Origin of the sequence: Bradyrhizobium sp. BRP56, assembly GCF_020194035.1 — a bacterium.
GTDB lineage: Bacteria > Pseudomonadota > Alphaproteobacteria > Rhizobiales > Xanthobacteraceae > Bradyrhizobium > Bradyrhizobium australafricanum.
Genome location: NZ_JADYVV010000061.1, coordinates 1 through 14,372, shown reverse-complemented (window position 1 = coordinate 14,372; position 14,372 = coordinate 1). Strand labels below are relative to the sequence as shown.

General features: G+C 65.1%; 13 protein-coding genes. 5 read left to right on the top strand and 8 right to left on the bottom strand.

The window, feature by feature from the left end; translation table 11 throughout:
- Positions 1 to 3 precede the first annotated feature (3 nt).
- The 3 genes from tcuA to I6F38_RS32690 all read right to left on the bottom strand — a co-directional run bounded on the left by tcuA (position 4) and on the right by I6F38_RS32690 (position 4,015).
- Positions 4 to 1,395 (bottom strand): FAD-dependent tricarballylate dehydrogenase TcuA, encoded by a 1,392-nt coding sequence (gene tcuA, locus I6F38_RS32700; protein ID WP_276573526.1) that lies wholly within the window; start codon positions 1,393 to 1,395, stop codon positions 4 to 6.
- A gap of 137 nt (positions 1,396 to 1,532) precedes the next feature.
- On the bottom strand, positions 1,533 to 2,843 hold the full coding sequence (locus I6F38_RS32695) for an MFS transporter (RefSeq protein WP_016846804.1): 1,311 nt from the start codon (positions 2,841 to 2,843) through the stop codon (positions 1,533 to 1,535).
- A gap of 272 nt (positions 2,844 to 3,115) precedes the next feature.
- A complete protein-coding gene (locus tag I6F38_RS32690) occupies positions 3,116 to 4,015 on the bottom strand; it encodes a transcriptional regulator GcvA (protein WP_225163314.1) in 900 nt (299 codons plus the stop codon).
- 118 nt (positions 4,016 to 4,133) lie between these two features.
- Here I6F38_RS32690 and I6F38_RS32685 point away from each other — a divergent pair, with 118 nt between their 5' ends.
- Entirely contained in the window at positions 4,134 to 4,337 is a 204-nt protein-coding gene (locus I6F38_RS32685) for a DUF1127 domain-containing protein (RefSeq protein WP_076832566.1), read from the top strand.
- A 70-nt stretch (positions 4,338 to 4,407) separates the two neighbouring features.
- Complete coding sequence (locus I6F38_RS32680; RefSeq protein ID WP_168858646.1) at positions 4,408 to 5,031, top strand: GNAT family N-acetyltransferase; 624 nt, start codon at positions 4,408 to 4,410, stop codon at positions 5,029 to 5,031.
- A 165-nt stretch (positions 5,032 to 5,196) separates the two neighbouring features.
- On the opposite strand, the gene I6F38_RS32675 is transcribed toward I6F38_RS32680, so the two are convergent.
- The gene (locus tag I6F38_RS32675; RefSeq protein ID WP_225163343.1) at positions 5,197 to 6,027 is read right to left on the bottom strand and encodes an oxidoreductase; all 831 of its coding nucleotides are present in this window, start codon (positions 6,025 to 6,027) and stop codon (positions 5,197 to 5,199) included.
- Positions 6,028 to 6,147: 120 nt separating this feature from the next.
- Between I6F38_RS32675 and I6F38_RS32670 the strand changes: the two genes are divergently transcribed.
- Positions 6,148 to 7,035, top strand: coding sequence for a LysR family transcriptional regulator (locus I6F38_RS32670; protein WP_225163313.1), 888 nt, complete (start codon positions 6,148 to 6,150; stop codon positions 7,033 to 7,035).
- Between the two features lie 189 nt (positions 7,036 to 7,224).
- Here the strand turns inward: I6F38_RS32670 and I6F38_RS32665 are convergent, their stop codons facing one another.
- Both I6F38_RS32665 and I6F38_RS32660 read right to left on the bottom strand, forming a co-directional pair.
- The gene (locus tag I6F38_RS32665) at positions 7,225 to 8,055 is read right to left on the bottom strand and encodes an enoyl-CoA hydratase (protein ID WP_225163312.1); all 831 of its coding nucleotides are present in this window, start codon (positions 8,053 to 8,055) and stop codon (positions 7,225 to 7,227) included.
- Between the two features lie 237 nt (positions 8,056 to 8,292).
- Positions 8,293 to 8,994: an SDR family NAD(P)-dependent oxidoreductase gene (locus tag I6F38_RS32660; protein ID WP_092085284.1), complete on the bottom strand. Its 702-nt coding sequence runs from the start codon at positions 8,992 to 8,994 to the stop codon at positions 8,293 to 8,295.
- A gap of 71 nt (positions 8,995 to 9,065) precedes the next feature.
- On the opposite strand from I6F38_RS32660, the gene I6F38_RS32655 reads away from it, so the two are divergent.
- Positions 9,066 to 10,847 (top strand): acyl-CoA dehydrogenase family protein, encoded by a 1,782-nt coding sequence (locus tag I6F38_RS32655; protein WP_225163342.1) that lies wholly within the window; start codon positions 9,066 to 9,068, stop codon positions 10,845 to 10,847.
- 53 nt (positions 10,848 to 10,900) lie between these two features.
- Positions 10,901 to 11,989 carry a Zn-dependent alcohol dehydrogenase gene (locus I6F38_RS32650; RefSeq protein WP_225163311.1) on the top strand — a complete coding sequence of 363 codons (1,089 nt, stop codon included), beginning with the start codon at positions 10,901 to 10,903 and terminating at the stop codon, positions 11,987 to 11,989.
- Positions 11,990 to 12,094: 105 nt separating this feature from the next.
- Here the strand turns inward: I6F38_RS32650 and I6F38_RS32645 are convergent, their stop codons facing one another.
- Positions 12,095 to 12,448 (bottom strand): nuclear transport factor 2 family protein, encoded by a 354-nt coding sequence (locus I6F38_RS32645; protein ID WP_225163310.1) that lies wholly within the window; start codon positions 12,446 to 12,448, stop codon positions 12,095 to 12,097.
- Positions 12,449 to 12,650: 202 nt separating this feature from the next.
- Positions 12,651 to 14,123, bottom strand: coding sequence for an amidase (locus I6F38_RS32640; protein ID WP_225163309.1), 1,473 nt, complete (start codon positions 14,121 to 14,123; stop codon positions 12,651 to 12,653).
- Between the last annotated feature and the right edge of the window lie 249 nt (positions 14,124 to 14,372).

Here is a 14,372-nt window from a genome sequence, read left to right as displayed (position 1 = left end):
CCTTCAGTTCCGCGCATTCTTGGCTGCTTCCCGGCCGGCGACGCGGCCGAACACGCTGCCGATGGTCATGCCGATGCCGGCGGCATAGCCCTTGCCGAGCACGTTGCCGGCCATGATCTCGCCGGCGGCGAACATGTTGGCGGACGGTTTGCCGTCCTTCATCAGTATCCGCGCCTCCCTGTTCACGCGGGTGCCGAGATAGGTGAAGGTGATGCCGGGCCGCACCGGATAGGCGAGATAGGGCGGCGTCTCGATCCGGCGCGCCCAATGCGTCTTCGGTGGCGTGATGCCTTGGGTAGCGCAGTCGTCGAGGACGGTGTGGTCGAAGGTGCCGGGCTGCACCGCGGCGTTGAACTCGGTGATGGTCTTTTCCAGCGCGGCCGCGTCGAGCTCGAGCTTGCCGGCGAGCTCGGCAATCGTCGCGCCCGCGATCGGCGGAAACAGCGTCGGCATGAAGCTCGTCACCACGGTCGAGTCGAAGATGATGTAGGCGATCTGGTCCGGCTGCGCGGCGACCAGGCGGCCCCAGATCGCATAGCGTTTCGGCCAGATGTCCTCGCCCTCGTCGTAGAAGCGCTCGGCATGCTTGTTGACGACGATGCCGAACACCACCGAGTCGTGACGCGTGATGATGCCGCCGTCGAATTTCGGTGCGCGGGCGTCGATCGCCACCGCATGGCATTGCGTCGGATCGCCGATCTCCTGCACGCCCTTGGCGAGCAGCATCTTGAGGATCGCGCCGCGATTATAGGGCGTGCCGCGGATCAGGAAATTGTCGGCCGCATCGCCCCAGGATTCCTTCAGCCAATCGATGTTGGCCTCGAAGCCGCCGGCGGCCGCAACCAGGGTCGAGGCGCGGACTTCGGTCTTGCCGCCGACCGGCTGCTTCAGCTGCGCCGAAAGGAACATGCCGTCCTCGATCGCGAGGTCGATGACCTCGGCATCGTAGAGGATGTCGACGCCGAGTTCCTCGGCGGTGCGATAGAGCGCGTTCAGCATCGCGCGGCCGCCGCCGAGGAAGAACGAGTTGGTGCGGCCAAGGCTCAGCGTGCCGCCGAGCGACGGCTGCCAGCGCACGCCCTGCTCGACGATCCAGTTCAGGATGTCCTTGGATTCGTGGATCATGAAGCGGGCCAGTTCCTCGTCGGTCTGGCCGCCGGTCACCAGCAGCAAATCCTTCCAGAATTCCTCCTCGGTGTAGGGACCGGTGAGGATCTCGGTCGCCGCGTCATGGGCGCAGCGCATGTTGCGGGTGTGGCGGGTGTTGCCGCCACGATAGAATTTCGGGGCGCCTTCCAGCACCAGCACCGAGGCGCCGGCGCGCCGTGCGCTGATCGCAGCGCAGAGCGCGGCGTTGCCGCCGCCGATCACCAGCACGTCGAACCTGCGCGTCAGATCAACCATGCGCTCTTGTTATCGTTGTTAGCATGGAAAGCAACACGGCCGGGCGCATGAGCATGATCCGGAAAAGCGTGTCGCGATTTTCCGGAGAAGTCATGCCCAGCGAGCCCGCCCGGCCGCGAAGTGGAATATCAGGCCGCAACCGTCTCGCGCTGCTCGATGGTCTGGCCGCCACGATAGACGATCAGCGCGGCGACGATGCCGAGAGCTGCGGCGCACATCAGCCAGTAGCCGGGCGAAGCCTTGTCGCCGGTCTGCTGGATCAGCCAGGTCGAGGCGAACGGCGTGAAGGTGCCGAACAGCCCCGCCGCCAGCGCAAAGGCCAGCGAGAAGCAGGTGGTGCGGACATGCGCCGGCACGATCTCGACCAGGCAGCCCAGCATGGTGCCGCTGTAGACGCCGAAATAGAACGAGAACATCATCTCGACCGCCAGCATCTTGCCGAACGAGGGATTGGTCACCAGCCAGTGCAGCGCCGGATAGGCCGTGATGAGGGACAGGCCGGCGATCGCCAGCAGCACCGGCTTGCGGCCGATCCGGTCGGACACCGCGCCGCCGACCGGATTCCAGATGAAATTGGTCACCGCAACCAGCAGCGTCACCAGCAGCGCATCCTGGGTCGAGAGCTTCAGCACGGTCTTGCCGAAGGTCGGCGTATAGACCGTGACAAAGTAGAAGGTGGTGGTGGTCAGCACCGCGATCATCATGCCGAGCACGACGATGCGCCAGTTCGCGATCGCCGAGGCGAACACCTCGCTTGCGGTCGGATGCTTCTTCATCGCGAGGAACGCCGGGGTCTCCTCCAGCGTCCGGCGCAGGAAGAAGATCACCGGGATGATCAGGCAGCCGACGAAGAACGGGATGCGCCAGCCCCAGGAGGCCACGGTCGCGGCCGGCATGCTCTCGCTGAGGACGAAGCCGAGGATCGAGGCGACGAAGATCGCGACCTGCTGGCTCGCCGACTGGAACGAGGTGTAGAAGCCGCGATTGCCGGGCGTGGCGATCTCCGCGAGATAGACCGAGACGCCGCCGAGCTCGACGCCGGCGGAGAAGCCCTGCAGCAGGCGCGCGATCAGCACGATGATCGGCGCCGCAATGCCGATGGTCGCATAGCTCGGGCAGAGCGCGATCACCACGGTGCCGATAGCCATGATCGACAGCGTCACGATCAGGCCCTTGCGGCGGCCGATGCGGTCGATATAGGCGCCGAGCACGACGGCGCCGACCGGGCGCATCAGGGCGCCGAGCCAGAACACGCCGAACGCGTTGAGCAGCGCCGCGGTCTCGTTCTCGGAGGGGAAGAAGGCCTTCGCAATCGCCTGGGCATAGAAGCCGAACAGGAAGAAGTCGAACTGCTCGAGGAAATTGCCGCTGGTCGCGCGCAGGATGGCGCCAAGACGCGATTTGATCTGCGGGACTTGCGATGAACTCGACTGCGACATAACGCCCTTTCCTCCCCGTGACAAAAACGGCCGGCGCAAATTGTCTCGCCGGCCAAAGCAGTTAACTGCCATGTGCGGCAATTTGGCACGCCTGTCCGGCGCGACCAACCCGAAATCACGCGGGGGGCTATGGGAAAAAAGCCGTAGGTGGAAACCGCAGGGAGCGTCTCGAGCGAAGGGGATACCGTTTCGCGCGAAGAAACCTTGTCAAAACAACGATCTGGCGCTTCGGCTCTGGTAGGGCCGAAGCCCCGGCCGTCGCGTGCGGCGCATCAAGGCGCGGCGTGCGCCGTTGTGCCGAGCCAGCTCCGGAACGCGGAGAGCTTTGGCGTATCGGCGCGTCCCTGCGGCGAAACCAGGTAGAAGCCGGCGTCGGCCGGCAGCGCGATCTTGAAGGGAACCACGAGGCGGCCCTTGGCGATGTCGTCCTGCACATAGGAGGTGCGGCCCATCGCGATGCCGATGCCGTCGATCGCGGCCTGGATCGTCACGAACAGCAGGTCGAAGGTGACGCCGGGCTGCTTGGAAATATCGGTCGGCAGCCCCGCCGCGGTCAGCCACAGCCGCCAGTCGTCGCTGTTGGCGTTGCTGGTGTGGAGGAGCGTGTGATCCCTGAGGTCTTCAGGGCATTTCAGCGGTCTGGTTCCCTGCAACAGCGACGGGCTGCACACCGGAAACAGTTCATCCGCCATCAACCAATCGGCACGCAGGCCCGCCCATTGGCCGCGGCCATAGCGGATCGCCGCATCGACCTTGTCGCGCTGGAAGTCGACCAGGCTGGTCGAGGTGGTGATGCGAACGTCGATGCCGGAATGCGCCTCCTGGAAGGCCGACAGCCGCGGCAGTAGCCATTTGGCGGCAAGCGATGCCAGCGTCGAGACGGTCAGCACGTGATCGTCGTCCCTGCGCAGCAGGCGATCGGTGGCGAGCCTGAGGTCGTTGAAGGCGGCGCGCACGCCGGGAAGGTATTCGGCAGCCTCCGGCGTCAGGCTCAGCGAGCGGTTCTGGCGGACGAACAGGCGGACGCCGAGCTCCTCCTCCAGCCGCCGGATCTGATGGCTGATCGCGGTCTGCGTCACGTTCAGTTCGGACGCCGCCAGGGTGAAGCTCATACGCCGTGCGGCGGCCTCGAACGCCCTCAGGCCATTCAGCGAAGGCAGGCGGCTGGTCATCTCTGGGGCGCCTCCAAATACATGACTTTAATTCATGCGAAACGGTACAAAGTGTCGTTTGTGGGCGGGTCGAATAGCTCAGATATTACCGCCAACAGGTTACCGACAGGAGCCGCAGATGTCCATTTTCACCCATGAACCGATGACAAATCATCATACCCCCGGATTGCTGAACCAGGTCGGCGAGACGCTGCATGTCTGGTGGGAGCGCTACGAGCGCCGCCGCGAGCTGTCGCAGTGGACCGAGCGCGACCTGCACGACATCGGCATGTCCCGCAGCGACATCGTGTTCGAGACCGAGAAGCCGTTCTGGCGGGCCTGAGAAGGACGCCACCGCTGGCGTCGCCTCGATCGAGGGGCGCCGGCTAATTTCTTCACCCGAGGAGCGTGTCATGGTTGCGCTGCATCTCGACGATCTCAAGCAATACTCTGACGTGCTGCGCGCCAAGAACGGCAGCGAGGTCAAGGTGCGCTTCGTCGAGCCGCGCGACCGCGAGGAGCTGCAGAGCTACATCCGCTCGCTCTCCGCGGGGTCCCGTTACAACCGCTTCCTGGGCGCGTTGAGCGAGCTGCCGAAGACGGAGCTCGAGCGTTTCATCCATGTCGGCGAGGCTGACCGGTTCACGGTGGTCGCGACGATGCTGGTCGATGGCTTTGAGACCATCGTCGGCGAAGCCCGCTACGCCTTCCATGCCGATACGTCGAGCGTCGAGTTCGGCCTGTCGATCGATGACCGGTGGCAGGGCCACGGCATTGGCAAGGCGTTGCTGAAGAATCTCGAATGCCGTGCGGCGTCCTTCGGAGCCGAACGCATCTTCGGCGACACGCTGCGTTCCAATGCAACGATGATCGGCCTCGCCCGCAAGTCGGGCTACGCCTTCACCCAGAGCCCCGGCGACTGGAAGCTGGTGCGCTTCGTGAAAGAGATCCACGTCGAACCGCAAGACATTCCCTGTGCCAGCTGGCGGCTTGCCGCCACTTCCCGCTTGGCCGCGATGTCCTCGCTTGCGGTTTGACTGACTAGGCCCGGTTCTGGCCCCTCCAGAACCGGGCCCTTTTCTATAGCCCGTGCTTTTGCCGCGATTTCCGCTCGTCATGCGCGGGCTTGACCCGCGCATCCATCGAGCGAAAGCGCTTCTTTCGATGGATTGCCGGGTCAAGCCCGGCAATGATGGATCAAACTACTCCGTAAAATCCGTCGACGTCGCCACCGTCCGCCATTCCGCGAGCTCCCTCGCGACGAACGCATTCTTGGTCTCGATCCGCTCCACGGTGTCGCTGCCGAGCGGCAGCCGCAGCGGCGGGCTGTCGGCGTTGACGAGCTTGAGGATCGCGCCGGCGAGCTTGCGCGGATCGCCGCGCTGGCCGTGGTTGAAATCGGCGGCGGCGGTGCGGGTCTTGCCGACGCTCGCATGATAATCCTCGATCTGATGCGCGGTGCGCGACAGCGAACTCTCGTCGAGGAAGTCGGTGCGGAAGAAGCCCGGCTCGACCACTGTCACCTTGATGCCGAGCGGCGCGACTTCGGCGGCCAGCGCCTCGCTGATGCCTTCCACCGCGAACTTGGTCGCGCCATAGACACCCCAGCCGGGATAGCCGGTGTAGCCGCCGACCGAGGAGATGTTGATGATGTGGCCCGAGCGTTGCCGGCGCATATGCGGCAGCACCGCGCGGCTGACGCCGAGCAGGCCGAACACATTTGTGCCGAACAGCCGCTGGGTCTCCGCTGCGCTGGCCTCCTCGATCGCGCCGAGCAGGCCGTAGCCCGCATTGTTGATCAGGATATCGATGCGGCCGAACTTTTTGACCGCCTCGCCGGCCGCGGCGTGGGCCTCGGCCTCGCTGGTGACGTCGAGCCTGGTGGCCAGCAGCTGCTCATGCTGGCCGAGGCGGGCGGTGACGGTTGCGGGATCGCGGGCGGTGGCCACCACCGCATCGCCGGCCTTGAGCGCGGCTTCCGCGATCAGGGCACCGAATCCCCTCGAAGCTCCTGTGATGAACCAGACACGCATGATCTTGCCCTTTCCTGGAAGGCCCGGCGCGCTGCCGGGCTGATGGGCGAAGGGATAGCGCCTCGCCATAATTGAGATAATCCGCTATGAATTCCTCAAGCTACTGAGAAAAATTCATCAATGCGGATCGATCCGTCCGACCTCGCCACCTTCCTCGCCATCGCCCGCCACAAGAGTTTTCGCGCGGCGGCGACCGAGCTTGGCGTGTCCGCCTCGGCGCTGTCGCATGCGCTGCGCAACATCGAGGAGCGGCTTGATCTGCGCCTGATCAACCGCACCACGCGCAGCGTGGCGCTGACCGAGGCCGGGGAGCTTCTGTTCGCGCGGATCAGTCCGGCGTTTCGCGACATCGACGATGCGCTGGAGGATCTCAACAATTTTCGCGGACGGCCGGTGGGCACGCTGCGCTTCACCGCGGCGCGCCAGTCGGCGCAACTGGTGCTGCTGCCGATCGTCACGCGCTTCCTGAAGGCGTTTCCTGATATCAACGTCGAGATCATGATCAACGACGCGTTGATCGACATGGTCGCCGCAGGTTTCGATGCCGGCGTGCGGTTCGGCGAGACCATTGCTGCCGACATGATTGCCGTGCCGATCGGGCCGCGGCATCGCTTTGCCGTGGTCGGCTCGCCGGCCTATTTCAGGACCCACAAGCCGCCGGTGACGCCGCACGACCTGAAAGGCCTGCCCTGCATTCGCTACCGCTTCACCTCTGGCGCGATCTATCGCTGGGAGTTCGAGCGCGGCGGCATCGAGGTCGATATCGATGTCGCGGGGCCGCTGACGCTGAACGACCAGGATCTGATGGTCGATGCGGCGCTCGAGGGGGCAGGGCTGGCCTATGTGTTCGAGGCGCAGGTCGAGGCGCTGATCGCCAAAAGAAAACTGGTACGCGTGCTGGCCGACTGGTGCCCGGCCTATCCCGGGTTCTTCCTCTATTACCCCAGCCGCCGCCAATTGCTGGCCGCGCTGCGGGCGTTCGTGGATTTTTCGCGCGGCAGCCCGTAACCCGGATGAAGCGAAGCGCAATCCGGGGAGACTGCGTCCGCGGTGAGACCGATCCCGGATTGCGCTGCGCTGCATCCGGGCTACGAGATCGTCATGCGCGGGCTTGACCCGCGCATCCATCAAGCAAAGGCATTCCCTTGCGATGGATTGCCGGGTCAAGCCCGGCAATGACGGGACGCTGAACTGGGATCAACTCCCCCGAAACACCGGCTTGCGCTTCTCGATGAAGGCCTGCACGGCCTCCTTGTGATCGGCTGTCGTGGTGAGGCGGATCAGCCGCTCGGCCTCGTGGTCGCGCGCGGTGGCGAAGTCGAATTGCAGCGCCTCGTCGAGATTGTCCTTCATGTAGCGCAGCGCAAGCGTCGGGCCTTCGGCGATCGACTTCGCCAGCGCAAAGGCCTCGTCCTGCAGCGACTCGTCCGGCACCACGCGGTTGACGAGGCCGATCTGCTCGCATCTCGCGGCGTCGACCTTCTCCGAAGTGAACATCAGCTCGCGGGCACGCGAGGTGCCGACAAGCCGCGTCAACAGCCAGGCCATGCCGTAATCGCCGCTCAGCGCCACGCGCAGGTAACCGGTCGAGATGAAGGCGGATTGAGCCGCGATCCGGATGTCGCAGGCCATCGCGATCGCAAGGCCGGCGCCGACCGCGGGACCGGGAAGGGCGGCAATGGTCGGCTTGCGCACCGAGGCGAGCGCGCCGGTGAGCAAGCGCTGGCGCTCCTGCAAATCCGCGACCTTGTCCTCATAGGACATTTCGAGCTTCTTTTTGTCGCGATGCGCGCCCATGCCCTTGACGTTGCCGCCGGCGCAGAACGCCTTGCCGGCGCCGGTGACGAGCAGCACGCCGACCTCGGGATTCTCGCCGCAGGTCCGGATCATGGTGCGCAGCGCCGGCGTCAGCGTGTCCGACAGCGAGTTGCGGGCGTCCGGGCGGTTCAGCGTGATGACGGCGACGCGATCGCGGATCACGCAGAGCAGTTCGTCGGTGCCGGTCTCGATCTTGATTTCAGCGGTCATGTCGTCGCTCCCCATGTCTGTTTGTTTCGTCATTCCGGGGCGATGCGAAGCATCGAGCCCGGAATCTCGAGATTCCGGGTCTGGTGCTAGCGCACCATCCCGGAATGACGGTGAAAGTTACTTCACGCGGTGAGCAAAAGGCGCCAAGCCTCGTGCGCACCGCCTCACAGCTTGCTCGCGATCTTGATCACGCTGGCGTTTCGCCAGCCTACGCTGCTTACATGGATCTTCGTCATCTCAAAACTTCTCAACCCAGGGCCGCAATTCCAGCTCCCAGGTCCAGGCGCTGCGCGGCTGCTGCAGCACGTTCCAGTAGCTCAGTGCAATCGCGTCGGGATCGAGCATCGAGTCCGGCCGGTCGGCGGGCTCGGCGCGGGCGGCGCTGCGGATGCCGCCGTCGATCACGAAATGCGCGACGTGGATGCCCTGCGGTGACAGTTCGCGCGCCATGCTCTGCGCGAGGCCGCGCAAGGCGAACTTGCCCATCGCGAACGGCGCCGATTGCGCATAGCCCTTCACGCTGGCGGAAGCGCCGGTGAACAGGATTGCGCCCTTCTTGTTGGGCAGCATGCGCTTCGCCGCTTCCTGCGCCACCAGGAATCCGCCGAACGCCGAGACCGCGATCGCCTGCTCGACCTCTGAGGGCACGAGTTCGACGAAGGGGCCGCGCGAGCGGCCGGAGGCGTTGTAGACCACGAGATCAGGCGTTCCGATCTCGCGCTCGACAAGGCCGAACAGCCGTTCGACATCCTCGGCCTTGGTGGTATCGCAGGCATAGGCGCGTGCGCCGGTTTCGGTGCAGAGCGCGCCGAGTTTCTCGATGCTGCGGGCGCCCAGTGCCACGCGAATTCCCTCTCGCGAAAATAGCCGCGTCAACGAGGCGCTGAGGCCCGCGCCGGCACCGACGATCAGGGCGATCTTGTATTTTGGAATATCCATTGGGCTTTCCTTTGCTCGGCCGGAGGAGGATAGTCGTGCCCAAACAAATGAGCACCGAAGCCGGGAATTCAATGCAGCCGCACAAGCAGGATCCGAAAACGTCAGCCGTCAGCCAACCGGGCCTGCTGGCGCCCGACACGACGGGAATGAATTTCTACCGGGCCGATCCGGCGCTGACAGACCTTCTGAAGATGCATTTGCCCGATGCATTGTTCCGCCATATCGAGCCGCATCTCGACCGCCTCGGTGGATTGGCCGGAGGTTATCTCGACGAATGTGCGCGGCTTGCCGATCGGCATACGCCGGTGTTGCATCAGCGCGACAAGTTCGGCCGCGACGTGCAGCACATCGAGTATCATCCGGCCTATCGCGAGATCGAGAAGGCCGCGTTCGGCGAGTTCGGCATTCACGCGCTGTCGCTCCGCAAGGGCATCATGGGTTGGCCCGACAAATACCCTGTCGTGGCCAAGCACGCCTTCACCTTCCTGTTCAACCAGACCGAATTCGGCATGGGCTGCCCGATCAACGTCACCGACGGTTGTGCAAAGCTGCTGGCGAATTTCGGCAGCGAGGCGTTGAAGGCGAAATATCTCGACGGCCTGACCCAGACCGACATGAGCAAGCTGACGCAGGGCGGCCAGTTCATGACCGAGAAGGAGGGCGGCTCCGATGTCGGCACGCTGACCACGCGCGCCGTGCAGGAGGGCGACCACTGGCGGCTCTACGGCGAGAAGTGGTTCTGCTCCAACGCCGATGCCAAGGTGGTGATGCTGCTGGCGCGACCGGAAGGCGCCGGGCCGGGCACCCGCGGCGTCGGCCTGTTCCTGATGCCGCGTTTCCTCGACGACGGCTCGCAGAACTATTATCGGATCGTGCGATTGAAGGACAAGCTCGGCACCCGCTCGATGGCCTCGGGCGAGATCAAGCTCGATGGCGCGATTGCCTACGCCGTCGGCAAGCTCGACCGCGGCTTCGTGCAGATGGCCGAGATGGTGAATTCGTCGCGGCTCTCCAACGGCGTGAAATCGACCGCGCTGATGCGCCGCGCCTGGCACGACGCGATCACCGTAGCGAAGGGCCGCGTGGTGTTCGGCCAGCGCATCATCGACCTGCCGCTGGCGCGGCGGCAGTTGATGAAGATCATGCTGCCGACCGAGCAGGCGCTGTCGATGAGCTTTTTGACCGCTGACGCGCTCGACCGCGCCGAGGCCGGCAGCCAGGACGCCGCGGCGCTGCTCCGCATCCTGACGCCGACGCTGAAATTCCGCGCCACTCGCGACGCCCGAAAGGTCTGCGGCGATGCGATGGAGATGCGCGGCGGCATCGGCTACATTGAGGAATTCGTCACGCCGCGGCTGCTGCGCGACGCGCATCTCGGCTCGATCTGGGAGGGCACCGGCAATATCGTCGCGATCGATGCGCTGAAGCGCGCGGTCGGACGTCACGGCGCCGACAATGCGCTCGCCGCCGATCTGCATGCGCGGCTCGATGACAGCCCGAATGTGCCGCAGGCCTGGCGCAACCGGCTGCGCGATCTTAGCGACCGTGCGGTCGCGTTTGCGCGCGAGGTGGCGAGCCGCATCGACAATGAGGGCGACGCGCGGCGCGCCACCAGCCTGCTCTATCATGTCGCAAGCGCGGTCGCGCTGGCGTGGGAGGGCGGGCGCATCCACGAGGTGCGCGGCGATGCGCGTCGGCTGTTGCTGTCGCGGATGGTGATCGATCACCGCGTGCTGCCGGGCGATCCGTTCCGGCTAACGGAAAATACCGTTCAGCGCACAATGACCGAGCACCTGCTCGGCGATCGCGCGGTCGGCATGGCCGAGGTTGGCGAATTGCTTGACGCAGCGTAGGCTGCCGCGCGAGCGAACTTTTCAAACAATCAAAAACGTCAAGGGAGACCCCGATGAAGGCCGCCGTTCTGCATGAAGTCAATCAGCCGCTGGTGATCGAGGATGTCAGCGTGCCCAATCCGGGGCCGCGCGAGGTCCTGATCCGCACCGCGGTCGCGGGCCTCTGCCATTCCGACCTGCACTTCATGGAAGGCCTCTATCCGCACCCGCTGCCGGCGGTGCTTGGGCATGAATCGGCCGGCGTGGTTGAGAAGGTCGGCTCCGACGTCAATTACGTGAAGCCCGGAGATCACGTCGTCACCTGTCTGTCGGTGTTCTGCGGCACCTGCGACAATTGCACCACCGGCCGCACCGTGCTGTGCACCGACACCACGGTGAAGATGCTGCCCGGCGCCTCCAACCGCCTGTCATGGGGCAGGAAGGAGAAGCTGAATCAGTTTCTCAATCTGTCGTCGTTCGCCGAGCAGATGCTGGTGCACGAGAACGCCATCGTGAAGATCAAGAAGGAGATGCCGCTCGATCTTGCCGCGCTGATCGGCTGCGGCGTCATCACCGGTTATGGTGCGGTGGTGAACACCGCGAAGGTCACCGCCGGCGAGACGGTGGCTGTGATCGGCTGCGGCGGCGTCGGCATGGCCGCGATCAACGGCGCGCAGATCGCCGGCGCCGGCCGCATCATCGCGATCGATACCAATCCGGCGAAGCTGCAGCTTGCGACCAAGCTCGGGGCCACCGATATCGTCGATCCGGCCCGCGGCGACGTGGTCCAGCAGGTACGCGAGCTCACCGGCGGCGGCGTGCAGCACTCCTTCGAGGTGCTCGGCCGCAAGGACACCGCCGAGCAGGCCTTCGCCATGCTGGCGGCGGGCGGCACCGCGACCATCGTCGGCATGATCCCGTTCGGCCAGAAGATCGAGCTGCACGGCTTCGACTTCCTGCGCGAGCGCCGCATCCAGGGCTCGTCGATGGGTTCCAACCACTTCCGCGTCGACATGCCGCGCCTCGTCGACTTCTACATGCGCGGCAAGCTGCATCTGGAAGACTGGATCTCGGCCAAGCTGAAGCTCTCTGAAATCAACGAGGGCTTTGCCAACATGAAAGCCGGCAAGACGCTGCGCAGCGTGATCATGTTCGACAACTGATTCCGCGCTGCGCGTCATGCCCGGGCTTGACCCGGGCATCCATCCTCAAATGAATCTTTCGAAGGCGATGGATTGCCGGGTCAAGCCCGGCAATGACGGTTCGAACTACCGCGCGACATGCGCGGATACCGCGAGCCATTTTCCGTTCTGCCGCGCCCAGCAATCGGTGTAGCGGCCGGACGCCGGCTCACCGTCCGCGTTGGTGTAGCTGGTCTGGGCGTGGATGATGGCGAAATCGCCGAGGATGCGGATTTTGACGTCCTCGGCCTTCAGCCCCTTGATCTTCACCGGGATCGCCGTCTGCTTCAGGAAGGCAGCGCGGTCGACCAGGCTCTTGTCGGGATTGGTGCAGTAGAAGTCCTGCGCCAGAATTTCGTCGAAGCGCTTGACGTCGCAGTTCTGGACCGAGTCAACGTAGTCCTTGTTGAGCTTCGTGAGCTCCTCGAGATCGTTGCTCATTGGTTTCCTCCCGGTTGCTGTTGTTCGTCATTGCTGCGCGAGCGCTGTATACCGTCATCCTGAGGTGCGAGCTCTTGCGAGCCTCGAAGGATGCACGGCCCGCAGTCGGGCCGTCGACCCTTCGAGACGCGCGCAACGGCGCGCTCCTCAGGGTGACGGCGATAGAGTTAGGTGCCCTTCGTCGCTCTGCAATGACCGCTGATCAATCATCGAACATCTTCGGCGGCACGAAGCCGCCGAATTCGTGCTCGATCAGCTCGGCGAGCTTGAGCGGCGTGCGGTCCTCGAGCCATGAGCCGACGATCTGCACGCCGACCGGCAATCCGTCGGGCGCAAAGCCGGTCGGGATCGCAGTCGAAGGCAGGCCGGGCAGGGTCGCGATGCCGGGCCAGGCGAGCTGGTCGGTGTAGATGTAAGGCTCGCCGTCGATCAATATCCGCCGCTGCTCCTGGTCGGGCGCATGATCGTGCGGATAGGCCGGCGTTGGCATGATCGGGCAGATCACCGCGTCGAACGATTTGAACAGCTCGCGCCATTGCGCGCGCAGCCGCGAGCGGGCGACCGTCGCCTGCACCCAGTCGCGGTGGCTGAGCGCGATGCCGCGCAGCCGTTCGGCCTGCAGGCTGTTGTCGCTGGCCGGCAGCGCGGCTGCCGCCGCGCAGGCGCCGGCATAGACCTCCGGTGGGAAGGTCGCGGCGAGGAACGACAGCAGCATCCGCATATAGAGCCGCGAGGACGCCGCGAAATCCGGCAGCAGCGGGCTCGAACGCGATATTTTCGCGCCGGCCTTGTCGAGGTGGCTCGCGAGCTTGTCGATGCTGCCGCGAACCGCCTTGTCGGTCGGCAGCACCGGATCGGTGTCGATGACGAGGATGCGGAAATCCTTCAGGCTGGCGTGGCGCGCCGCCGGCAGGTCGAGGCGATAGGCCTTGCCGCCATCGAGCGGATCGGGAGCGGCCATCACGTCGAGCAGCAGCGACAGGTCGGCCGCGCCGCGCGCCATCGGGCCGGTCACCGCAAGGTCGCGCTCATAGATGATGGGCGGCGCCGGCGGCGCGGTGTGGCCGCGCGACGGCAGCAGCGCGAAGGTCGGCTTGTGCGCATAGACGCCGCAATGAAACGCCGGCACGCGCAGCGAGCCGCCGATGTCCGAGCCGAGCGACAGCGCGCCGTAGCCCGCGGCGAGCGCCGCCGACGATCCGCCGGAGGAGCCGCCCGGTGTGCGGCCGAGGTCGTAGGGGTTGTTGGTGGTGCCGTAGACCTCGTTGTAGCTCTGCCAGTCGGCGAGCCCGACCGGCACGTTGGTCTTGCCGAGGATCACGCCGCCGGCGTCCTTCACGCGCTGAATCGACAGCGCGTCCTCGGTCGGGACAAAGTCCTTGTGTGGCAGGAAACCCCAGGTCGTCGGCAATCCGGCGACGTTGTAGGATTCCTTCACCGTCATGGGGATGCCGAGCAGCGGCCTGTGCTCGCCGCGCGCGATCGCGGCGTCAGCGGCGCGCGCAGCGGCGAGGCCGCGCTCGAAATCGCGCACGCAGACCGCGTTGACCTTGCCGTCGTGGCGCTCGATGCGGCCGATCGCGTCCTGTGCGAGCTCGACCGCCGAGACCTGCTTGTTGCGCAGCGCCTTCGACAATTCGACGGCGGTCTTGAAGCTGTATTGCGATTTGGCCACGGCGTGCTCCCGGTTTGTTGTTGGCGCGATGATGGGCAGTTTGGTTGCCGCCTGCAAGCGCTGTAGCCGTGACGTTGTCGCCGTGTTTGATCGGAATTGCTCTGCTTTACCTCGCCCCGCTTGCGGCTCTCGTATGCACACATCTTGCTAGGCGATTTGATTGCTGATTCCGTGGGTTGAGTGATGATTCACGGAGCGTTTGATGTTGGGACTGGAATTTGGCCTGGGGCGGTTCGGCGACCTGCGGCT

Bases quoted from the DNA above. Each gene is read 5' to 3' on its own strand.
- I6F38_RS32695 (WP_016846804.1), bottom strand. From the start codon at position 2,843: ATGTCGCAGTCGAGTTCATCGCAAGTCCCGCAGATCAAATCGCGTCTT.
- I6F38_RS32690 (WP_225163314.1), bottom strand. From the start codon at position 4,015: ATGACCAGCCGCCTGCCTTCGCTGAATGGCCTGAGGGCGTTCGAGGCC.
- I6F38_RS32685 (WP_076832566.1), top strand. From the start codon at position 4,134: ATGTCCATTTTCACCCATGAACCGATGACAAATCATCATACCCCCGGA.
- I6F38_RS32680 (WP_168858646.1), top strand. From the start codon at position 4,408: ATGGTTGCGCTGCATCTCGACGATCTCAAGCAATACTCTGACGTGCTG.
- I6F38_RS32675 (WP_225163343.1), bottom strand. From the start codon at position 6,027: ATGCGTGTCTGGTTCATCACAGGAGCTTCGAGGGGATTCGGTGCCCTG.
- I6F38_RS32670 (WP_225163313.1), top strand. From the start codon at position 6,148: ATGCGGATCGATCCGTCCGACCTCGCCACCTTCCTCGCCATCGCCCGC.
- I6F38_RS32665 (WP_225163312.1), bottom strand. From the start codon at position 8,055: ATGACCGCTGAAATCAAGATCGAGACCGGCACCGACGAACTGCTCTGC.
- I6F38_RS32660 (WP_092085284.1), bottom strand. From the start codon at position 8,994: ATGGATATTCCAAAATACAAGATCGCCCTGATCGTCGGTGCCGGCGCG.
- I6F38_RS32655 (WP_225163342.1), top strand. From the start codon at position 9,066: ATGCAGCCGCACAAGCAGGATCCGAAAACGTCAGCCGTCAGCCAACCG.
- I6F38_RS32650 (WP_225163311.1), top strand. From the start codon at position 10,901: ATGAAGGCCGCCGTTCTGCATGAAGTCAATCAGCCGCTGGTGATCGAG.
- I6F38_RS32645 (WP_225163310.1), bottom strand. From the start codon at position 12,448: ATGAGCAACGATCTCGAGGAGCTCACGAAGCTCAACAAGGACTACGTT.